Annotated in this window: 18 protein-coding genes; 8 read left to right on the top strand and 10 right to left on the bottom strand. The window is 66.1% G+C overall.

From position 1 onward, the window contains the following. Nucleotides 1-69 precede the first annotated feature (69 nt). Complete coding sequence (locus A4F85_RS03715; RefSeq protein ID WP_063325696.1) at nucleotides 70-864, bottom strand: AraC family transcriptional regulator; 795 nt, start codon at nucleotides 862-864, stop codon at nucleotides 70-72. Nucleotides 865-954: 90 nt separating this feature from the next. Here A4F85_RS03715 and A4F85_RS03710 point away from each other — a divergent pair, with 90 nt between their 5' ends. After that, nucleotides 955-1,671, top strand: coding sequence for an aspartate/glutamate racemase family protein (locus A4F85_RS03710; protein WP_013801773.1), 717 nt, complete (start codon nucleotides 955-957; stop codon nucleotides 1,669-1,671). Between the two features lie 131 nt (nucleotides 1,672-1,802). Here the strand turns inward: A4F85_RS03710 and A4F85_RS03705 are convergent, their stop codons facing one another. Next, entirely contained in the window at nucleotides 1,803-3,185 is a 1,383-nt protein-coding gene (locus A4F85_RS03705; RefSeq protein WP_013801774.1) for an aminotransferase-like domain-containing protein, read from the bottom strand. A 175-nt stretch (nucleotides 3,186-3,360) separates the two neighbouring features. Between A4F85_RS03705 and A4F85_RS03700 the strand changes: the two genes are divergently transcribed. Further along, nucleotides 3,361-3,594: a hypothetical protein gene (locus tag A4F85_RS03700; RefSeq protein WP_012206300.1), complete on the top strand. Its 234-nt coding sequence runs from the start codon at nucleotides 3,361-3,363 to the stop codon at nucleotides 3,592-3,594. A 73-nt stretch (nucleotides 3,595-3,667) separates the two neighbouring features. Here the strand turns inward: A4F85_RS03700 and A4F85_RS03695 are convergent, their stop codons facing one another. The 3 genes from A4F85_RS03695 to A4F85_RS03685 form a co-directional block, all read right to left on the bottom strand. Continuing rightward, the gene (locus A4F85_RS03695) at nucleotides 3,668-4,840 is read right to left on the bottom strand and encodes a PQQ-dependent sugar dehydrogenase (RefSeq protein ID WP_231890447.1); all 1,173 of its coding nucleotides are present in this window, start codon (nucleotides 4,838-4,840) and stop codon (nucleotides 3,668-3,670) included. 190 nt (nucleotides 4,841-5,030) lie between these two features. After that, nucleotides 5,031-5,444, bottom strand: coding sequence for a VOC family protein (locus tag A4F85_RS03690; protein ID WP_034395560.1), 414 nt, complete (start codon nucleotides 5,442-5,444; stop codon nucleotides 5,031-5,033). 96 nt (nucleotides 5,445-5,540) lie between these two features. Further along, complete coding sequence (locus A4F85_RS03685; protein WP_063325954.1) at nucleotides 5,541-5,930, bottom strand: MerR family transcriptional regulator; 390 nt, start codon at nucleotides 5,928-5,930, stop codon at nucleotides 5,541-5,543. Between the two features lie 75 nt (nucleotides 5,931-6,005). Here A4F85_RS03685 and A4F85_RS29235 point away from each other — a divergent pair, with 75 nt between their 5' ends. Beyond that, complete coding sequence (locus A4F85_RS29235; RefSeq protein WP_082848100.1) at nucleotides 6,006-7,115, top strand: SDR family oxidoreductase; 1,110 nt, start codon at nucleotides 6,006-6,008, stop codon at nucleotides 7,113-7,115. Between the two features lie 12 nt (nucleotides 7,116-7,127). Further along, on the top strand, nucleotides 7,128-8,072 hold the full coding sequence (locus A4F85_RS03680; RefSeq protein WP_231890434.1) for an oxidoreductase: 945 nt from the start codon (nucleotides 7,128-7,130) through the stop codon (nucleotides 8,070-8,072). A 46-nt stretch (nucleotides 8,073-8,118) separates the two neighbouring features. On the opposite strand, the gene A4F85_RS03675 is transcribed toward A4F85_RS03680, so the two are convergent. Both A4F85_RS03675 and A4F85_RS03670 read right to left on the bottom strand, forming a co-directional pair. Beyond that, a complete protein-coding gene (locus A4F85_RS03675; protein ID WP_063325694.1) occupies nucleotides 8,119-9,567 on the bottom strand; it encodes a DUF1501 domain-containing protein in 1,449 nt (482 codons plus the stop codon). A gap of 31 nt (nucleotides 9,568-9,598) precedes the next feature. Further along, complete coding sequence (locus tag A4F85_RS03670; RefSeq protein WP_063325693.1) at nucleotides 9,599-11,503, bottom strand: DUF1800 domain-containing protein; 1,905 nt, start codon at nucleotides 11,501-11,503, stop codon at nucleotides 9,599-9,601. A gap of 351 nt (nucleotides 11,504-11,854) precedes the next feature. Here A4F85_RS03670 and dbpA point away from each other — a divergent pair, with 351 nt between their 5' ends. After that, on the top strand, nucleotides 11,855-13,255 hold the full coding sequence (gene dbpA / locus A4F85_RS03665) for an ATP-dependent RNA helicase DbpA (protein ID WP_034395575.1): 1,401 nt from the start codon (nucleotides 11,855-11,857) through the stop codon (nucleotides 13,253-13,255). Nucleotides 13,256-13,332: 77 nt separating this feature from the next. Here the strand turns inward: dbpA and A4F85_RS03660 are convergent, their stop codons facing one another. Next, nucleotides 13,333-13,548 carry a hypothetical protein gene (locus A4F85_RS03660; protein WP_034395578.1) on the bottom strand — a complete coding sequence of 72 codons (216 nt, stop codon included), beginning with the start codon at nucleotides 13,546-13,548 and terminating at the stop codon, nucleotides 13,333-13,335. Between the two features lie 475 nt (nucleotides 13,549-14,023). Here A4F85_RS03660 and A4F85_RS03655 point away from each other — a divergent pair, with 475 nt between their 5' ends. Next, nucleotides 14,024-15,649 (top strand): GGDEF domain-containing protein, encoded by a 1,626-nt coding sequence (locus A4F85_RS03655; RefSeq protein ID WP_063325692.1) that lies wholly within the window; start codon nucleotides 14,024-14,026, stop codon nucleotides 15,647-15,649. A gap of 22 nt (nucleotides 15,650-15,671) precedes the next feature. Here the strand turns inward: A4F85_RS03655 and A4F85_RS03650 are convergent, their stop codons facing one another. Both A4F85_RS03650 and A4F85_RS03645 read right to left on the bottom strand, forming a co-directional pair. After that, nucleotides 15,672-16,160, bottom strand: coding sequence for a MarR family winged helix-turn-helix transcriptional regulator (locus A4F85_RS03650; RefSeq protein WP_063325691.1), 489 nt, complete (start codon nucleotides 16,158-16,160; stop codon nucleotides 15,672-15,674). Beyond that, nucleotides 16,157-17,062 carry an alpha/beta hydrolase gene (locus tag A4F85_RS03645; RefSeq protein ID WP_063325690.1) on the bottom strand — a complete coding sequence of 302 codons (906 nt, stop codon included), beginning with the start codon at nucleotides 17,060-17,062 and terminating at the stop codon, nucleotides 16,157-16,159. Before A4F85_RS03645 ends, A4F85_RS03650 begins: the two co-directional genes overlap by 4 nt. A gap of 197 nt (nucleotides 17,063-17,259) precedes the next feature. Here A4F85_RS03645 and A4F85_RS03640 point away from each other — a divergent pair, with 197 nt between their 5' ends. Together A4F85_RS03640 and A4F85_RS03635 are read left to right on the top strand one after the other, a co-directional pair. Further along, nucleotides 17,260-18,435, top strand: a complete 1,176-nt coding sequence (locus A4F85_RS03640; RefSeq protein ID WP_063325953.1) for an ABC transporter substrate-binding protein — start codon at nucleotides 17,260-17,262, stop codon at nucleotides 18,433-18,435. A 186-nt stretch (nucleotides 18,436-18,621) separates the two neighbouring features. Continuing rightward, nucleotides 18,622-19,542 carry a branched-chain amino acid ABC transporter permease gene (locus A4F85_RS03635; protein ID WP_013801787.1) on the top strand — a complete coding sequence of 307 codons (921 nt, stop codon included), beginning with the start codon at nucleotides 18,622-18,624 and terminating at the stop codon, nucleotides 19,540-19,542. The last annotated feature ends 1 nt before the right edge of the window (nucleotide 19,543 follow it).

The raw sequence follows: 19,543 nt of genomic DNA, 5'->3' as shown, positions 1-19,543 counted from the left end.
CTGGAAAGCCCGTCAAGCCCTATGTCCTGGCTGTGGCTATGGCTGTGGCTGTCTCAGGTGCTCCATCGGTCATTGCTTGCCCGTGTGACGAATGCGGGCCAGGTACTGGCGGGGAGTCAGTCCCAGAGTCTTGCGGAAAGCGGTGCCCATGTGCGACTGATGGCTGAAGCCGCAATCGAGGGCGATACCCGCCAGGGAATGGGTGTCTGCCCGCATCATGGAGCGGGCCGCCTGTACGCGGGTTTCCACAAGAAAGGCATGCGGCGTCATGCCCAGCAGCTGGGAAAACTCGCGCAGAAACTGCAGCGGCGTGCGATGGACCATCCGTGCCAGCTGGGCAATGCTCAACGGCTGCGCAAACTCGGCCGCCATGCGCTCCAGGACAGGGCGGTACACCGGGCGCAAGGCCTCGACGCGGGCGGTGGGCGCGTGGCATTGCCGGGCCATGAAGCACAGTGCGGCCTGCTCGATGGCCAGCGTGTCCGGTTCGGTGCCCAGCAGCAGCTGGCGCAGTTGGTGCGCCATCTGCAAGGCGCTGCGCTGCCCGGGCGTCACAACGCGCCGGGCCTGGGTTGCAGACGCGCCGTCGCTGAGCCATTGTTCCCAATGCGCCTGGGTGCAGCGAACCACCAGGTACTCGCCGCCCGTGGCCGATTCGGAAAACACGTCGACGCCCGGCGGGGTGCATGCCACCGTCCCGGGCCAGGTATCGAAGTCGACGCGGCGATCGCTGGCAATGGCATGCACGCCTTGCTGGCGCTCCAGCGCGATGCCCAGCGAATGCAGGCGGGTCGGGTCATGGCTGCTGTAGGGCGTGCGGCCCAGCAGCTGCACCTCGAATCCCGGTGGTTCGTGATCTGTCATCGCTGTATTGCCTTGTATGGCCCTTGCCTTGCCTTCCTGAACTGAAATTTCCTGATAGACGCGAAATCGGCCGCTGCCCACACTGCGGGCATGAACTCAAACCACACGGAAATTCACCGCGTCATCGGTCTCATCGGTGGCATGAGCTGGGAGTCCAGCGCCGAGTACTACCGGCTCATCAATCAGGGCGTGCGTGACAGGCTGGGCCCGCTGCGCTCCGCAAAACTGCTCATGTACAGCGTGGATTTTGGCCCCATCGAGCAGGCCCAGCATGAAGGCCGATGGGACGACGCCGCCGCCTTGCTGGAGGATGCCGCCCGGCGGCTGCAGCAGGGCGGGGCGGACGGCGTGCTGCTGTGCACCAACACCATGCACAAGCTGGCAGACCGCATTGCGGCAGCGGTGCGCATCCCTTTTCTTCACATTGCCGACCCGGTAGCCAACGCAGCCCGCACACGCGGCTACCGGAAGCTGGGGCTGCTGGGCACACGCTTCACCATGGAGCAGCCCTTCATGCGCGAGCGGCTGCAGCAGCAGGGTCTGGAGGTGCTGGTGCCGCAGGAGGCAGACCGCGCCGAGGTGCACCGCATCATCTACGAGGAACTGTGCACGGGCCGGATTCTTGAAGAGTCGCGGCGCACGTATCAGCGCATCATGGCGCAGCTGGCCGGGCAGGGTGCGCAGGCCATGGTGCTGGGCTGCACGGAAATCAGCCTGCTGGTGCAGCAGGAGCATTGCCCTGTGCCCGTGCTGGATACCACCGCCCTGCATGCGCAGGCGGCGGTGGACTTCGCTCTGGAGCCTTGAACGGCCAGCGAGCCATGCCCGGACCTGCTTTCAAAGGCGTGCACCCCCCGGGTTGCCGAGGCGCCTTGAGCCGTTGTGGCAACGCATCGGCGCAACGCCTCACGCCTCACGCCTCGATGCGCGCTGAACCGCTAAACCACGGCGGCGCTGAACGACTCGGGCAGGCGCGCAAGCAGATGCGACAGCCGTTGAAGGCCCGCCTGCAGGCGCCCACGGTCCTTGATGCTGCCCAGGGAGATGCGGATGGCATTCACGGATTCGCCGCCGGTGGCGAAGGCCTGTGCCGGCGTGACGGCGATGCCCTCGCTGTCGGCGGCACGCGCAAGCTGCGAGGGGCTCCAGTAACTCGGCAGCTCCAGCCATACATGCAGGCCGTCTCCCGCGCCGCTGTACCGGCCGGCCAGCACATCCCTGGCCATCCGGTGGCGCAGGCGCGCCTCCTTGCGCACGCCTTCCATCAATTTTCCGGCCGAACCGTCGAGGATCCACTGCGTGGCCAGGGCGGCCGTCAGCGGCGTGGCCATCAGCGCAAAGGATCTCAGCGCGACCAGGAAACGCTGGCGCTCGTGCGGGTCAGGCAGGAGCACGAAGGCCACCCGCAAACCGGGCGTCAGGCATTTCGAGAGGGTGGAGATGTAGTACACCTGCTCCGGGGCAAACCTGGCGATCGGCGGCGGCGGGGCATCGGCCAGCAGCCAGTAGGGATCGTCCTCGACGATGCGCACATGGCAGCGCTTTGCGATGCTGGCGATCTCTTGGCGCCGGTCCTCGGCAAGCGTGATGGCGGTCGGGTTCTGCAGCGTCGGGTTCAGGTAGACCAGCCCGGGCCTGTGCTGGCGGCATGCCTGCTCAAGCCGCTCGGGCATGATCCCCTGGCTGTCCGCTTGCACCGCAATGATGCGCCGGCCGAACTGGGCCGCTGCGGCACGCAGGCCGGGATAGCTGGTGGGCTCGGTCAGGATCACATCGCCCGGTTCCGTCAGCGCAAGCACCAGGGCGGCAATCGCCGCCTGCGCGCCCGGGCAGACCACCAGCTGCCGGGCATCCACATCTCCGAACATGGGCTGCAGCCACCTGGCGCCCGCCTTGCGGTCGGAGTCGCTTCCCCCGCCCAGGTGGTAGGTCATCAGCAACTGGGCATCCGCACCCATCAGCACTTGCGACAGGCCCTGCTTCAACATGTCGTCCAGGTCCACGCCAGCCGGCGGTGGCGGGGTGTTCATGCTCAGGTCCAGCACGGCGTTCAGCTCCACCTTGGGCGCCGCGACATAGGTGCCTCTGGCGCCGCGTCCCTCCAGCAGCTGGCGGCGCCTGGCTTCGTCGTAGGCGCGCGTGACCGTCGTCAGGTCCACATCCAGCTGGGCCGCCAGCCGGCGTTGTGGGGGCAGGCGGTCACCGGGCTTCAGCGATCCGTCTGCCAAGGCTGCCTGCAAGGCATCGGCGATCTGCAGGAATCGGGGGCCGCCCTGCACGGCCAGTTGCGGCAACCAGAGGGGCAAAGGCTCATCTTGCATGGATTTAAGCGGCGACGTATGGGCTCATGTATGGAAATTGCTTTTGGGTAGTATGCGCCACAAGGTGTGGCAGCACCGTGCTTGCATGGCCGTCGCTGACGCTCTCGCCTCCCATGTCCGGGAGGGAGGCTCCCCACCATGGACAGTGCCAAGTCATTGGCTGGAAGCTCTCAAAATGATCGATTGGGTCCCCATAGTCTTCGTCACCTTCAAGGTGCTCGTGTTCGGCACGGCCATGTTCTTCGCCATCAAGTGGCATTACGACCAAGGCAAGAAGAAGGGGGCGAGCCGGCGCGAGCTGCTCATTGCCAGCGGCAAGATCGTTGCCGTCTTCACGCTGCTGCTGCTGTGCGTGCTGCTCTTCACCTTCGGCCTGGCCACCATGCTGGGCATGGACCTGAGCCTTTGATGGCAGGTGGCGCTGCCAGCGCCGGGCCTGTGCCCGCAGGCCGTGCCCAGCGCGGCAACCATCCCCCAGCTGCCTACTTCGGTGTGAGCCGATACAGACCGCCCTTGCGGTCGTCCTCGATCAGCCACAGCGCACCATCCGGCGCCTGCGCCACGTCGCGGACGCGAAAGCCTACCGTCCAGTGCTCGGCAGGCGTGGCGCTCGCGCCGTTCACCTCGATCCGGTGCAGGGCGCGGGTCAGCAGGCCAGACGCAAACGCTGAGCCCTTCCACTGCGGAAACATCTCGCCGCTGTAGAACATCAGGCTGCCCGGCGCGAAGACAGGCGTCCAGTAGATCACGGGCTTGGTGAGGTCCGCTCGCGTATCCGGGCTGGCAATGGGCACGCCGTTGTAGTTCACCGCATAGGAAACCAGCGGCCAGCCATAGTTCTTGCCCGGCTCGATCAGGTTGAGCTCATCGCCGCCACGCGGCCCATGCTCAAGCTCCCAAAGACGCCCATCCGGCGCGAACGCCAGGCCGTAGGGCGTGCGATGCCCCGTGGACCAGGTCTCGGACGGCGTCAGATTCGGACCGTCAAAGACAAACGTGCGCAACACCGGCGCGGTCTTGGCGGCTTCGGTGTCCTTGGGCGGATCGATCACCGGAACCGACGTTGCGCCGGTCTGCCCCTGCATCGGATTGCCGGGCGCGGGCTTGCCGTCCAAGGTCAGCCGCAGGATCTTGCCGGCCGGCTGATTCGGGTCCTGGGCAGGCGTGAAGCGCTGCCGGTCCCCGGCCGTGAGGAACAGAAACTTCTGGTCCGGCGAAAAAGCCACGGCGGCACCCACCTGCCCGCCCTTGCCCTTGACGGGGTCGCGCCAGATGACCTTGAGGTCTTCCAGCGCAGCGGTGCCGGCACCGATCCTGAGCGTGGCGCGCGCGAGCGCCAGGCTCGACGTGCCGCGGATCTCTCCGGGCTCCGAATAGGTCAGGTAGATGGCCCCGTCGCTCGCATACGAAGGGGCCAGGTAGACGCCCAGCAGGCCGTTCTGGTTTTCATGCAGCACGGGCGGCACGCCGGTGACTTCGAGCTTTTGCCCGTCCTGGGCCGCGAGAAACAGCTTGCCAACCTTCTCGGTGACCAGCATGCGCCCGTCCGGCAGGAAGGCAATGCGCCAGGGCAGATCGAATTGCGCGACCTTGGTGACCTTGAACGGAGGCGATGCAGTGGCAGGCAGGGTTCCCGCATTGATCTGCGCCAACACAGGGGTTGCAGCCATGAGCAACCAGGGTATGAGTCCAGACTTCGGCAATCGCATGCTTTGCTCCGCAGTGGGGGACGGGACAGTATCCGCGCATCACCGCCGCACCGCAGAATGCACCGCCGAATTCCGGGCTATCTGCGCGGCAAGCCTGAAGTTGCGTCCAGCCGCGTTCAGCCTCGCTCAACCTCGCTCACCCAGCGGATGCAGGCATGGCCGCCGGGTCCATCCACAGCGCCGCCCACATGTGTCCATCAGGATCGGCCAGATCGCGCGTGTACATGAAGCCGTGGTCCTCCATCGGATTCACGTCGGCCTGCCCGCCATGGGCCGCGGCGGCCTCGTTCATGGCATCGACGGCGGCGCGGCTCTCAAGGGCCAGTGACAGCATCAATCCGCAGGAACCGGCCGGCGGCAGCGGGCGCTGCGTGAAGGTGCGCCACTTGGCATGCGTGACCAGCATGACCTGGATCGCCTCGCTCCAGACCATGGCGGAACCATCCTCACTGCTGAACTGCGGGTTCTGGCTGAAGCCCAGCGCCTTGTAGAAGGCGGTGGAGGCGCCGAGGTCGGTCACGGGGAGACTGATGAAGAGGGACTTGGTCATGCTTGGCTCCGTGGGTTGGGCTGCAGTTCTGGTGGGTGCAGGACGGCTCGGTCAGGACATCCATCATGCAGCACTTGCACTCCGGATGCTGCCCCATTAATTGGAAGAGCCATTGAGTCGCTGAAGCTCAAGTTGCCTGGCCGCACTGGCTTCAAGGTTTGCGCGCTCCGCATCCAAATACCGATAAATGCTCTTGAGGTCAGTGATTTTCTTTCTGATTTCCGCCATCTTCCTTTCAATCAGTCTTGCACCCCCGGCGCAATCTATTGACTTGTTTCTCTGAGCATTCAGAATTTCGCCTATTTCCCCAAGAGAAAATCCCATGCTTTGTGCCCGCTGGATAAAGTCCAGGTCTTGCAGGGTTTGCGGTGTGTAAACGCGATAATTGTTGGTTCGCCGAAAGGGTGAAATAAGGCCGATTTTCTCGTAGTAGCGCAAGGTATGGCGCGTGGCGCCGCTGCGGACCTCAAGTTCCCCGATATTCATGGAAAAAATCGCTTGACTGTAGAGTTGAGTCGACAGTCTACACTTGGTTTTTTCATCGTGCCAAGGAGCAGAAAAATGAGCGTGGAGTGCTTTGTTACGGGAGGGTCGGGCTTCATCGGCCAGCATTTGCTGTCGTACCTGAGCGCGAAAGGTCACACCATTCGGGTGCTGATGCGTCGCCCGGAGCGCCTCGCTGAACTGCGCCAGCAGGTCGATGGTTTGGGGGGCGTTGCAGCCCGCATCTTTGCCGTAGCCGGCGATCTGGAGCAAGAAAACCTTGGTCTGAGCCATGCGGACAGAGAGGTCCTGCGGCAGGCCAAGGTCGTATTCCATCTGGGAGCCCACTTCGCCTGGGGCCTTTCGATGGAGCATGCACGTGCAGTGAATGTGGAAGGGGCAAGGCGCGTGGCGAAGTTGGCGGCCGAGCAAGAGAGCCGGTTGGTGATGATTGGCGGCTACATGCTGAAAAACAATGAACATCTGCAACGCATAGGGATTGATCCCGGCCATCCGGAGCTGACGGATTGGCCTGCCATCTATCGCCAAGTCGGTGCTTACGAGGCGAGCAAACTGGAGGCGCATTTCGCGACCCTCGGCTTCATGAATGCCAAGGGTGGAGAGATGACCGTTGTACACCCCGCCACGGTTTGCGGTCATAGCCGCACGGGGCATATCGCGGATGGCCAGCCGCTGGTGGATCTGATACGCAATCTGGTGCAGGGAAAGCTGGCTGCAGTACCCGGTACTGCCGCGCACTGGTTGCCACTGGTCACTGTGGATTATCTGGTCGAGTTGGTGGCGGCATGCGCCTTTGATCCTTCCATGGGGGGCCAGGAACTGCTGGCCCTCGATGCCCAGAGCCCCGGCTTGCAGGAGCTCCTGAAGCAGGTGGCACAACCTCTTGGGCTGAAGGCGCCCGGGCATCATATTCCGCTGCGATTGCTGAAATGGCTTCTGGGTATTCGTCCCATTGCGAGGTTTTTGAATACCAGCGCCGAGGCCTTGGATTTTATCCAGACAACCCGTTTTGACACGACGGAAGTGGAGCAATTTGCCCAAAGGCACGGAATCACAAAGCCGGATATGCGCCAGTCGTTGAGGAATACTGCAATATATGTCAACTCATATTGCATTCCAAAAGGCAAGGCCCGTCGACTTGCCCCTCCACTGCACAGAACATCATAATCACCGCTTTCAATGGTGCCCGGGTTGCCGCTGCGCACCAATATCAAGGAGCTCGTTTCAGTGAATCAACCAACCCATCCACGCATTGCGGTGCTGGGGCCCGGGGCAATCGGGACAACGGTTGCTGCTGCGCTGCATGAAGTCGGTCGCACGCCGTTGCTGTGCGGTCGTACGCCGCGCGACAGCCTGACGCTGCACGGCAGCGGTCTTCGCATCGTGGTTCCCGGCCCGGTCAGAACGGATCCGGCCCAGGTCGAAGGTCCGGCGGACCTCGTTTTTCTCGCGGTCAAGGCGACTCAAACTGCTGCGGTTGCGCATTGGCTGGCGGCGTTGAGCGGTCCGCAAACCGTCGTGTGTGTCCTGCAAAACGGGGTTGAGCAGGTGGAGAGTGTCACCCGGCTGTGCCCGCAGGGGCGAATCGTTCCCGCAGTCGTGTGGTTCCCTGCACAGGCGCAACCCGACGGATCGGTGCTCCTGCGCAGCGACGCCCGGATCAGCCTGCCTGACGAGGCCGCTGCCCTCGTGGTCGCGCAGGCACTGCAAGGCACCCGATGCTCGGTAGACCTGGTTTCGAATTTCAAATCCCTGGCGTGGCAAAAGCTGCTGCAGAACGCAGCGGCCGGGCTCATGGCACTCACGCATCGCCGTTCAGGCATGTTCGGCCGGCACGACATTTCGACGCTCACTCTGGACTATTTGAGGGAGTGCCTGGCCGTGGCACGCGCCGAAGGTGCTGAACTGGGCGATGAGGTCCCGCAGGCGATCCTCGACAAGTTCCAGGCATTTCCGGCCGACCTGGGCACGTCCATACTGGCGGATCGCGAAGCAGGCCGGCCGCTCGAATGGGATATCCGCAACGGTGTCATCGCGCGCCGCGGCCGGGCGCGCGGAGTTCCGACACCGATTGGTGATGTACTGGTGCCGCTTCTCGCCGCAGCGAGCGACGGCCCCGGCTGATCATTCGGGCCTTGACCACAAAGCCCGCGATCGCAAAAGCAAGGCTTCAGCCCATGAACCCCAGATCGATGGGATACGCCGAGCCGCCGAAGTTGCCGATGTGCGGCAGCACCCCCGCCAGCTCGGTATTCGCCACGCCGAACCAGCGCGCCAGGGTGGCGGCGTACTGGTCCACGGCGGTGCTGGGCAACAGGCGCCCCTGGCCGACATGCCACTGGTCTTCGCTGCCGCTGCCGTTGCCCACGCTGATGGGCGGTGGCGCGCCGTAGAAGGACGCGCCACGCACCGCGCCGCCCACGACGAAGTGGTGGCTGCCCCAGCCATGGTCCGAGCCGTCGCCGTTGGAAGTCAGCGTGCGGCCGAAGTCCGACGCGGTGAAGGCCGTGACCTTGTCGGCCACGCCGAGCTCGGCCGTGGCGTTGTAGAAGGCCGTCATGGCACTGCTCACCTTGTCGAGCAGCTGCGGCTGGTTGGCGATCAGGTTGTCGTGCAGGTCGAACCCGCCCAGCGAGACGAAGAACACCTGCCGGCGCGTGCCCAGCGCGTTGCGTCCGGCGATGAGCCGGGCCACCACCTTGAGCTGGTCGGCCAGCGGGTTGCTGGCAGGGAAGGCGGTGGACAGGCTGCCGCTGGAGAGGGCCGAAGAGATCTGCCCCTCGGCACTGATGGAGCGCTGCGTGACGCGGGCGTACTCGGCCTCCATCGCGTGGCTGCCGGCCGTCTGCACCAGCTCGCTCAGCAGGCCGCGCACGGCGGTCGATCCATAGACGTTGGCGCCCTTGACGGCGTTGATGGGCACGGCGCCGCCCGGGCTGATCTGGTACTGCAGCGCCTGGTCGCCCGAGAGAAACACGGCGTTGCCCGTGGCCGAGATGCAGGTGAAGAGCGACGTGGCGTTGGACGACAGCGCCAGGTCGCCCAGGTTGCCGCCCCAGCCCACGGTGGAGCCTTCGGCGCCCTGCGACTGCCAGACCGACTGCTGGTCGTTGTGCGAGAAAAGCTTGGGCGGCAGCGGGTAGCTGCGCCGGTCGCCGGTGGCATATTGGGCCCGCGTGAGCGGCACCAGCAGCGGGCCGACGTTCAGCTGCACCGCCGCGCGGCCCGCGTTGAAGAGGCCGGCCAGGCCCGTCATGGACGGGTGCAGCGCGTACTGCATGCCACCGGCCAGCGCCGTGCGCGGCTGCAGCAGCGTATTGCCCAGCGCGGCGCGGGCCAGGGCAATGCCACCGGCCGTGCCATCGCTGTTGCCGCCGCGGATGGCGGAGTACTGCCCGTAGCGGGTGCTGTCGTAGGGCACGACGGTGTTGGCGTAGTCGCAGCCGCCGTAGAGGAAGACGCAGACCAGCGCCTTGTAGTCGTTCGCCTCGAAGGCGGCGGCCTCGCCCAGCGCGGCGAGGTTCAGGGCGAAGGGCAGGGCGGTACCGGCGGCGGCCAGTTGCGTGCTGCGGCGCAGGAATGCGCGGCGCGTGTGGCGGGCGGGGTCGATGAAATTCATGGCGATATCGCTTTGCTTTGCAGACGTTCGGTCACTTCTGCACCAGATATTCGGGGCTGGCCATCACCAGCAGCACGGCGGCTGCCACGCGGTTGAGCTGGGTGGCGGTGTTGCTGGTGGCCGTCACCGGCGTGGCATTGAGCGCTGCCACGATGCGCGCCTGCGTGGCGGCCGATACCTGCCCTGCCGACAGCAGCAGCGCCACCTTGCGCACCAGCGCGGCGGCGTCGGCCACCAGGGGCAGCAGGTTGGCGTAGCTGCAGGTGATGTCGAAGCCGTTGGCCGCGCTGCTGCCGCCCTGGGGCAAGTCTGGCGCGTTCACGTAGTAGCCGAAGCGGATCACGTTCTGCATGAAGTTCAGGTAGCCGCTCACGCTGGTCTCGGTGACGATCTGGAACTCCGGCGCCACCTGGCCCGTCGTGGCCAGGGGCGTGGATGGCGGCACGTAGCCCGGGCGGAAGAAGTTGAACACCGAGCCCGAGCGCAGCGGGCTCTGGCCCAGGCGGGTGGCCGGGTCGCTCAGGTTGTCGATCTTCCAGGTGCCGCGTGCCGACCGCAGCCCGAAGGTGCGGCCCCATTGCACGAAGCGCACCATGGGCTCGCGCAGGCGGCCGTACTGGGGGCTGGCAAGCCCTGCCGCGCCGCGCGCCTCCGGGTCCAGCAGCACGGTGGCGATCACGGCGCGCAGGTCGCCCCGCGTGCCGCTGCCGTTGTCGGCGAAGGCGGCGGCCACGCGCCCCACATAGGCGGGGCTGGGGTTGCTGGTGACCAGGCGCTGGATCAGCTGTCGCCCGATGAAGGGCCCGACGTTGGGGTGGTTGAACAGCGTGTCCAGCGCCGCCTTCAGCGCCGCTGGCCCCGACGTGCCCGCAGCCACGGTGGTGCCCAGGAAAGTGGCAGCCAGCGTGGAATGGCGCGCGGCGTTGAAGGCCATGGGCAGCAGCGCCTGCTGCAGCCCCGTCACCGTGCTGCCGCTCAGGTTGGTGGGCTGGTTCTTGCTGGTGTCGTAGTCGTAGCCGGTGAAGACGCGCGCCAGATTGCTCACATCGGCTGCCGAATAGGTGTCCATGCGGTTGCCGCTGCCGTCGCGCTGCTCGGTGCCGTCGGGGTTGAGGCGGTAGAGGCCGATGGTGAACAGCTGCATCACCTCGCGGGCGTAGTTCTCGTCGGGCTGGCGGCCGCTGCGGGCGTCTTCCTTCTGGTTGCCGCGCGTGCTCAGGTAGATGCCCATGGCCGGGCTGAGCGTGACGGCCTCCAGCAGCGTGCGGAAGTTGCCGAAGGCGTGCTGGTTCAGCAGATCCCAGTAGCCGGAGGCCAGGAAGATGCTCCACGGCTGCTCCAGCCCGGTGGTGGAGACCACCATGATCTCCGACAGCGCCAATGCCACACGCTTGCGCACGGCGTCGCGCTCCGTGAAAAGCTGGCTCCAGAGCATGAAGTCGGAGGGATACGAGACGTTGTCGTAGCGCGTGCCGGCCTCTGCCACGCCATAGCCGCGCTGCATCAGCCAGGCCGTGCCCGTGGTGTCCACGGGCAGCGCGAACTGCTCGGCCAGCCAGGGGCCGTAGCCCTTGGCGCGCAGCGCTGCAATCTCCTCGTCAGTGGCCGAGAACTGCGCCTGCAGCAGGAAACGCGCGGCTTCCTCGTCGCTGGCGGGGGTGGCCGTGGTGCCCGTACCGGGACCGGTTCCTCCGCCAGGGCCGGTGCCCGTGCCGCCGTTGCCGCCATTGCCGGTACCGGGTGCCGTATCGCCCCCACCGCCTCCGCAGGCCACCAGCAGCGCGGCCGCCAGGGAGGCGGCCATGGCGGGGGGCATCAAGGAACTCCTGGCTTCATGGCCGAGGTGGCCGGGCTCTGCGCAGGCAGGCAAGGAGTTCGCGGGCGCGCGGTCGGGCGGCTGCAGCGTGGAGGCTGCAGCCTGTGGTGTGGGGTGCATTGCGGGCTTTCAGGCGGCGGCCGGGGCGGGGTGACGGACTGCCCCGCTCCTCGGCGCGTGGCGCAGAGTGTTCCAAGGATTTCGGATGTGAGCGGACACTTTTCAGTCCTAAAGCGTGTCAAGATGTTATGCGTTGCAGGGGCGGCATGCAGAAACACGGCGTTGGGCCAAGACGCATGGGTCTCGCCCGGGGCCGTCGCCGGTTGACGCGTCTTTTGCCATCCATGGCTTCAACCCCCCGCTGGCCGTCCTCTCGCACATGCTGGCAATTGCCCAGCATGCCTCCTGTTCTTTTTCAATGACCAGCGTGTGCGCTTCGGTCTTGGAATCGCCAACTTTAAAATGCCCCCCATGACTCCTCCCTCGGCTTCCCCCAATTCCTTCGACAAACTTGCGCTTTCGCCGGCAACGCTCGCCAATCTTGAGCGGCTCGGCTACCTTGAAATGACGGCGATCCAGCTCGCCAGCCTGCCCCCTGCGCTTGAAGGCAAGGATGTGATCGCTCAGGCGAAGACCGGCAGCGGCAAGACCGCAGCCTTTGCCCTGGCGCTGCTGGCCAAGCTGGATACGCGCAATTTCTCGGTGCAAGGCCTGGTGCTCTGCCCCACCCGCGAGCTGGCCGACCAGGTGACGACCGAGATTCGCCGCCTGGCGCGTGCGGAAGACAACGTCAAGGTGGTGACCCTGTCCGGCGGCGTTCCGCTGCGCGGCCAGAACGCGAGCCTGGAGAACGGCGCGCACGTGATCGTGGGCACGCCCGGCCGTGTGATCGATCACCTGGACCGGGGCAATCTGAACCTTGATTCGCTGAATACCTTGGTGCTTGATGAAGCGGATCGCATGCTCGACATGGGTTTCGTCGATGACATCGCCAAAGTCGCCAAGCAGTGCCCCCCGCAGCGCCAGACCTTGCTGTTCTCCGCCACCTACCCCGAAGGCATCGCCAAGCTGGCCGCGCGATTCATGCGTGACCCGGTCACGGTCAAGGTCGCCGCGCAGCACAGCGGCGAGCAGATCGAGCAGCGCTGGTACGAGGTGGACAAGGAAGAGCGCTTGCCCTCGGTGGCTCGCCTGCTGGAGCATTTCCGGCCCGAGAGCACGCTGGCCTTCTGCAATACCAAGGCGCGCTGCCGGGCCCTTGCCGAGCTGCTGCAGGCCCAGGGCTACAGCGCGCTGGAGCTGCACGGCGATCTGGAGCAGCGTGATCGTGACCAGGTGCTGGTGCGCTTCGTGAACGGCAGTTGTTCCGTGCTGGTCGCCACCGATGTGGCGGCTCGCGGGCTGGATGTGACCAATCTGGGCGCCGTCATCAACGTGGACATCACGCCCGACCCTGAAGTGCACGTGCACCGCATCGGCCGCACAGGCCGCGCCGGCCAGAAAGGCCTGGCCCTGAGTCTTGCGACGATGGACGAAATGGGCGCGGTCGGAAACATCGAGCAGATGCAGGGCAGCCCATCCGTCTGGTACCCGCTGGACGAACTGACACCGGCTCCCGGCGGCCGGCTCCTGCCATCCAAGGCCACCATCCACATCAATGCCAGCCGCAAGGACAAGATCCGCCCGGGCGACGTGCTGGGCGCGCTCACCGCAGACCTGGGCTACACCCGCGAACAAGTGGGCAAGATCGACATCAACGAGTTCGCAACCTATGTGGCCGTGGACCGCAAGATTGCGCATGACGTGGTTGCCCGGCTCAATAGCGGGAAGATCAAGGGGCGAACGGTGAAGGCGCGCTTGCTCAAGGATTGAGGGGTTTCAGGCGCATCAGTCGGCGTGCGAATGTCTGCACTTGGCTGAACGCGCTCCGCCCCTTCAAGCGGCACTGCCTAACCCGCAGGCCCCCTCATGACCTCCCGGGCCTGCACCGCCTCAACAGCCCCCTGCAGCGCCTCCCGCTGTGCAATCAGGAAGCTCAGCAACGCTTCAGTCCCGACCGTGGTCTGCACGGCAGAAATCCCGCAGCCCAGGTCCACAAGCAGCGATATCTGCTGCATGCAATCCTGAACCACTTGCAGCTCTTCCTCGGCAATCGGGTAGTACATGCCTGCCCCTTTCAGCGATGAGCCAGCACGGCCTGCTGGTGCCTTGAGACAGGAATGAGAACTGGCGCGCCAGCATGCGCTGTGCGGGGGAGGGTGGTGTCGGTCAATGGCGGCTCCTGTGCATGGATGTTTCGCATGGCTGCGTTGAAATGAAGCCATGTCCAGCGCAGCACTGGGAAAACTGAAAGCCGCACACCATCAAGAGGGGGGCGGCTGCTGCGCCTGTGTCCGGGCCGCCAAGCCCGTGTCCGCTGAGGGACGGCGAAATGTTATCGCAAATGCGTTGCCTACCCGGCCGGCAGCCCCCCAATCCCAACCCGTCGGGCCGATTTTTCCGAAGCCGGGGACAATACCAGGTTCGCGGGTTTTTCCGGCTTGACTTGGGTCAAGGTCGGAGGCGCCCGCGCAAAGACGCTGCCCAGGTGCTGAGCCGGACGCAGAAAACCCAAGATCGGACGGCAGCAGGACTGCCGAGATGGCGCAGGTGCATGTGATGGAGAGGGATTGGTGGACAAAGGCCTGGTGCGGGGGCAGAGGCCGGCCCGTGAAGCGTGATGCCCGCCTGGTGGCCTGGTTGCTGGCGGTGGTGTTCGTGTCGGTTTCTGCGGCCACGGTCTGGCAATTGGTGGCGGCGCGCCAGCGCACGCTGGCTGAGGTCGATACCAGCAACCGCAACCTGGCCCAGACACTGAACACCTATGCCGAGGGCGTGATCACCCAAAGCTCCATGCTGCTGCTGGGCATTGCCGAGCGGCTGGAGGTGGATGGCACCAGCCCCGTGCTCCTGGAGCGGGTGCTGTATCTGGTCAACCGGCAGGAGCATCTGCTGAACCAGCTCAACGAGCTGCTGATCGTGGATGCGCAGGGCCATTGGCTGATGTCGTCCAAGGGGGCGTTCCCCGAAGGATCGGAAAGCTCCGACCGGGACTACTTCACGCACCACCGTGACGACGCATCGTCAGGCATCTACATCGGGCCGCCGATCCGCAGCCGCTCCACGGGCGAATGGGTGATCACCATCAGCCGGCGCTATACGGACGCCGAGGGCCAGTTTGCAGGCGCGGTGGTGGTGGCGCTGGGTGTGGAGAATTTCCTGCGGCTGTTCGGCAAGATCGATATCGGCGAGAAGGGGGCCATTGCACTGAGCACGCCGGGCGGGCAGTTGCTGGTGCGTCACCCGTTCCGCGAGCAGGACCTGGGGCGGGACTTCTCGCAGTCGCCCAATTTCCTGCGCCACTACGTGGGGGCGATGTCGGGCACGGCGTCGTTCCGCTCGGCCCTGGATGGCACGGAAAGAATCTATGCCTTTCTGCGCAGCGAGCGCTATCCGCTGGTGACCACGGTGGCCCTGGGCCGCGATGAGGCGTTGAGCTCCTGGCGGCGTCAGGCGCTGTTGACGCTGGCCGTGGTGCTGGGCCTGTTTCTGGCGATTGCGTTGATCGGCTGGCGCCTGACGGCCGCGATGCGGCTGCGTTCGCGCGCCGAATGCTCCCTGGTCAGCGCGCGCGAGGAATTGCTGGATGCCAATCGCCGGCTGGAGGTGCTGGCCGCCCAGGACCAGTTGACGGGCCTGGCCAACCGCCGCCGCTTTGACGAGGTGTTGGAGCGCGAGGCCCGTCGCGCTGCGCGCGAGGGCACGCCGCTGTCGCTGCTGCTGATCGACCTGGACTACTTCAAGGGCTACAACGATGCCTACGGCCATGTGGCGGGCGATGCCTGCCTGCAGGCCGTGTGCAGCGCGCTGGCCCAGGCGGTGCAGCGGCCCGGCGACATGGCGGCGCGCTATGGCGGGGAAGAGCTGGCCGTGGTGCTGCCCAATACCGACAAGGCCGGCGCGCAGCAGGTGGCCGAGCGGTTGCGCGCGCGCATCGAGGGCCTGGCCCTGGAGCACCGCATCAGCCGCTTTGGCCATGTGACGGCCAGCATTGGCGTGGCCACGACGCAGGGCGATGAGGCTGGCGCCACCCAAGGCGCGACCCAAAGCGCGACACAAGGCACTACCCCCGGCTCCACCCAAGGTGCCGCCGTGGCGCTGGTGGAGGCGGCCGACCGTGCGCTGTACCGCGCCAAGGCCGCAGGGCGCAACTGCGTGCAGGGCTGAATGGGCTTGGGTCTGCGCGCGCTCAGTCCGTGGGCGAGCGGTGGGCCACCACCTGCTGCTTGAGGTCGCCCAGCGCCTGGTACAGGGCGTTGCGGCTGGCCTGCGGCATGTCGCCGAACATGCCCATGACCCAGGACTCATGCGCCTTGGCCATGCGCGCAAAGGTCTTGCGGCCCAGCGGGGTGAGGTGCAGCACGGAGCTGCGCCGGTCGGACTCCACCTTGGTGCGCACCACCAGGCCTTCTTTCTCCAGCTGGTCGGTGATTCCGGTGATGTTGCCGTTGGTCACCATCATGTGGCGCGACAGCTCGCCCATCTTCATGCCCTCGGGCGCGCGCTGCAGCTGGGCCATGAGGTCGAAGCGGGGCAGGGTGGTGTCGAATTCGCTGCGCAGGCGGTTGCGGATCTCGCCTTCGATGAGGTTGCAGCAGGTGAGCATGCGCAGCCACAGGCGCAGCGCATGGTGGTCGTCGGGCGCGGCGCGCGACTCCAGGTCGGGGGCGTGGGTCATGGCTGGTTCTGCGGTGTGGGGGCGCTCAAGCCCATCTGCGCGAGGATGGCGCGCGTCAGCGGGCTGGCCGGGTCGTTCAGGGTGAGCACGATGTCGAAATGGTTTGTGCCGGGCATGGCCACGTACTGGCCTGACGATGGACCGGGGCCACGGCGCTGGTTCCAGGCGGCCAGGTAGTCGTCGCTCTGGCGCTTGAATTCATCGGTCTCGCTCTCGCCGTAGCTGACGATGAGCGGGCAGGCCGCGCCGTGCGGCAGGAGGGCGGGGCTGTTGCGAATGGCGTCCTGCTCGCTCAGGCGCATCCATTCGTTGATGTGGGTGTGCACCAGCGGGCGCAGGTCGAACAGGCCCGACAGCGGTGCGGCGCCGCGCACCACGTCCTCGGGCACGCCGTAGTCCGCATGCCAGCCGTCGGCCAGCAGCATGCCCGCCAGGTGGCCGCCGGCCGAGCTGCCGCAGACATGGATGCGGCCCGGGTCGCCGCCGTAGCGGGCGATGTGGGCATGCACCCAGGCCAGGGCGCGGCGTGTCTGGTCCACGATGCGATCCAGCGTGGCGGCGGGCGCCAGCGAGTAGTTCAGGGCCACCACCACGGCGCCGGCGCGCGTGAAGGTGGGAGCCATGCTGCTGGAGTCGTCCTTGGACAGCAGCCGCCAGTAGCCGCCGTGGATGAAGAAGAGAACAGGGGCGCCTGCCGCCCCGGTTGCTGCCGGGAAAATGTCCAGCAGCTCGTCGGCATGCTCGCCATAGGCCACGTTCAGCGCGCAGGGCAGGCTCTGGCGCGCGGCCCGGCTGTCGTCGGCATAGGCCTTGATGATGGGGGTGATGTCGGGTACCGTCGCGCGGGCGTTGTACTGGACATCGAGTCCGGCGCGGTCGTAGTGACGGTAGAGTGCGGGCATTGGAACGGAGATGGCGCGAAATGGTTTGTATGGCAGGTATTGGTACAAGTCCCAGACTTGTTCTGCAAAATACTTTAAACCTAAACTAAGGCCCGCGCCAACCGTTCCAGCCCTTACAGAGTTTCCCGTCCAGCGTGACGGAAGACTGCCTCACCACCGATTGCCATCCGCGCGGCCCGCGCAAGGAGCACAGCAGCATGCGTTTCCTCACCCCCTTCCTGGCCGCAGCGGCCCTGGCCCCTGCCTTTGTTCCCGCGCTCGCGCAGGCGGACACCATCAAGGTCGGTATCGCCAACGATATTTCCGGGCCGTTTGCCGCGCTGGGCGCCGAGGCGCGTGACGGCTTCAACCTCGCCATCAAGCAGCTGGGCGGCAAGCTGGGCGGCCAGCCGGCCGAGTTCCTGCAGACCGACATGGGCGGCAACCCCGACCAGGCGCGCCAGCTGGTCACGCGCTACATACAGCGCGACAAGGTGGATTTCTTCACCGGCCCCATTGGCTCCAACGTGGCCCTGGCCGTGGGCCCGGCGCTGTTCGGTGCCAAGGTGCCCTACCTGTCCAACAACCCCGGCCCCAGCCAGTTCGCGGGCGCGCAGTGCAATGCGTTCTGGTTCGGCACGTCCTACCAGAACGATGCCTTCCACGAGGCAGCCGGCAAGCTGGCCGCCGACCGTGGCTTCAAGAAGATGTTCATCATGGCGCCCGACTATCCGGCGGGCAAGGATGCGCTGGTCGGCTTCAAGCGCGGCTACAAGACCGCGCCCGGCGAGGAGGTCTACACCAAGCTGGGCCAGATCGACTACGCGGCCGAGCTGGCCCAGATCCGCGCGGCCAAGCCCGATGCGGTCTACATCTTCCTGCCGGGCGGCATGGGCATCAACTTCGTCAAGCAGTTCGTGTCCACGGGGCTGTCGCAAAGCGTCAAGCTGATCGGCCCGGGCTTCTCGGCCGACGAGGACGTGATCCAGGCCGTGGGCGAGCCCATGCTGGGCATGGTCAACACCGCGCAGTGGGCGCATGACCTGGACGTGCCGCAGAACAAGGCCTTCGTCGAGGCCTTCCGCAAGGAGTACAAGGGCCGCAATCCCTCGGTCTACGCGGCCCAGGCGTATGACGTGATCATGGCCATGGATGCGGCGGTCAAGCAGGCCGGCGGCAAGGCCTCGGACCGCCAGGCCATTGTCAAGGCACTGGAGAAGGCCGACTACGCCTCGGTGCGCGGCCCCTTCACGTACGGCAAGAACCACTATCCCATCCAGGCCTATTACCAGCGCGTGATCGAGAAGGACGGCAGCGGCCGCATCACCAACAAGCTGGTGGGCAAGGTGTTCGACAAGTACCAGGACGTCTACGTCAACGACTGCAGGATGTAGGCCCCCTGAGTCGCTTCGCGCCTTCCCCCCAGGGGGACGACACCCTCGCTGCGAGGCGGCTCTTGCTCGGTGTCCCTGGCCTGGGCAGGGGCGGTAGCCGACGCTGCGGGCAATGCCCGGCACCTGGATTTCTCATGATTTGTTGACCGCGCGCGGGCCACTGCGCCTGCGGCAGGGGGCGTGTGGATGACGTGGACGCTGCTCTTGGAGCAATTGCTGAATGGCCTGCAGTTCGGGCTGATGCTGTTTCTGATCGCGGCCGGGCTGACCCTGGTGTTCGGCATCATGGACATCATGAACCTGGCCCATGGCTCGCTGTACATGGCGGGCGCCTATGTGGCGGCCGAGACCATGCAGCGCACGGGCTCGTTCACCGCGGCCGTGCTGGTGGCTGCCGTGGCCACGGGCGTGGCGGGTGTGGTGCTGGAGCTGGTGCTGATACGGCGCCTTGCCGTGCGCGACCATCTGGCCCAGGTGCTGGGCAGCTATGCCGTCATCCTCATCGCCAATGACCTGGTCAAGATGGTCTGGGGCCCGGCGCCGGTGATGCTCAACATGCCGGCCGCGCTGTCCGGCCCGGTGCAGTTGCTGCCCGATCTCATGTACCCGGCCTACCGGCTGATGATCATCGTCTTCGGCCTGGCCGCCGCGCTGGGCCTGTACTGGTTCGTGACGCGCACGCGCGCCGGCGTGCTGGTGCGGGCAGGCGCCTCCAACCGCCAGATGGCCACGCTGATGGGCGTGCGCGTGCCGCTGCTGTTCCTGGGCGTGTTCACGCTGGGCGCCATGCTGGCGGCGGTGGCGGGGGCGCTGCTGGGGCCCATCACTTCGGTGCAGGTCGGCATGGGGGAAGAGATCCTCATCCTGGTGCTGGTGTGCATCGTCATCGGCGGCATAGGCTCCATACGCGGCGCCCTGGTTGGCGCCTTGCTGGTGGGCATGGTGGACACGGCCGGGCGGGCCTTTCTGCCCATGCTGCTGCGCCAGGTGTTCTCCCCGGCCGTGGCATCCAGCGTGGGGCCCACGCTGGCGGCGATTTCCATCTATGTGCTGATGGCGGTGGTGCTGGTGTACCGTCCTTCCGGCCTTTTCCCCGCGCGAGGCTGAG

The organism is Delftia sp. GW456-R20 (genome assembly GCF_001622915.1).
Lineage (GTDB): Bacteria > Pseudomonadota > Gammaproteobacteria > Burkholderiales > Burkholderiaceae_C > Comamonas > Comamonas acidovorans.
The sequence above is the reverse complement of the archived record's forward strand: the minus strand, read 5'-3'. Positions and strand labels throughout refer to the sequence as shown.

Coding starts and splice junctions, on each gene's coding strand:
- A4F85_RS03645 (WP_063325690.1), bottom strand. CDS start 17,062: ATGCCCGCACTCTACCGTCACTACGACCGCGCCGGACTCGATGTCCAG.
- A4F85_RS03710 (WP_013801773.1), top strand. CDS start 955: ATGAACTCAAACCACACGGAAATTCACCGCGTCATCGGTCTCATCGGT.
- A4F85_RS03685 (WP_063325954.1), bottom strand. CDS start 5,930: ATGAATATCGGGGAACTTGAGGTCCGCAGCGGCGCCACGCGCCATACC.
- A4F85_RS03670 (WP_063325693.1), bottom strand. CDS start 11,503: ATGCACCCCACACCACAGGCTGCAGCCTCCACGCTGCAGCCGCCCGAC.
- A4F85_RS03690 (WP_034395560.1), bottom strand. CDS start 5,444: ATGACCAAGTCCCTCTTCATCAGTCTCCCCGTGACCGACCTCGGCGCC.
- A4F85_RS03715 (WP_063325696.1), bottom strand. CDS start 864: ATGACAGATCACGAACCACCGGGATTCGAGGTGCAGCTGCTGGGCCGC.
- A4F85_RS03680 (WP_231890434.1), top strand. CDS start 7,128: ATGGTGCCCGGGTTGCCGCTGCGCACCAATATCAAGGAGCTCGTTTCA.
- dbpA (WP_034395575.1), top strand. CDS start 11,855: ATGACTCCTCCCTCGGCTTCCCCCAATTCCTTCGACAAACTTGCGCTT.
- A4F85_RS03650 (WP_063325691.1), bottom strand. CDS start 16,160: ATGACCCACGCCCCCGACCTGGAGTCGCGCGCCGCGCCCGACGACCAC.
- A4F85_RS03700 (WP_012206300.1), top strand. CDS start 3,361: ATGATCGATTGGGTCCCCATAGTCTTCGTCACCTTCAAGGTGCTCGTG.
- A4F85_RS03640 (WP_063325953.1), top strand. CDS start 17,260: ATGCGTTTCCTCACCCCCTTCCTGGCCGCAGCGGCCCTGGCCCCTGCC.
- A4F85_RS03655 (WP_063325692.1), top strand. CDS start 14,024: ATGGCGCAGGTGCATGTGATGGAGAGGGATTGGTGGACAAAGGCCTGG.
- A4F85_RS03635 (WP_013801787.1), top strand. CDS start 18,622: ATGACGTGGACGCTGCTCTTGGAGCAATTGCTGAATGGCCTGCAGTTC.
- A4F85_RS29235 (WP_082848100.1), top strand. CDS start 6,006: ATGAGCGTGGAGTGCTTTGTTACGGGAGGGTCGGGCTTCATCGGCCAG.
- A4F85_RS03705 (WP_013801774.1), bottom strand. CDS start 3,185: ATGCAAGATGAGCCTTTGCCCCTCTGGTTGCCGCAACTGGCCGTGCAG.
- A4F85_RS03660 (WP_034395578.1), bottom strand. CDS start 13,548: ATGTACTACCCGATTGCCGAGGAAGAGCTGCAAGTGGTTCAGGATTGC.
- A4F85_RS03675 (WP_063325694.1), bottom strand. CDS start 9,567: ATGAATTTCATCGACCCCGCCCGCCACACGCGCCGCGCATTCCTGCGC.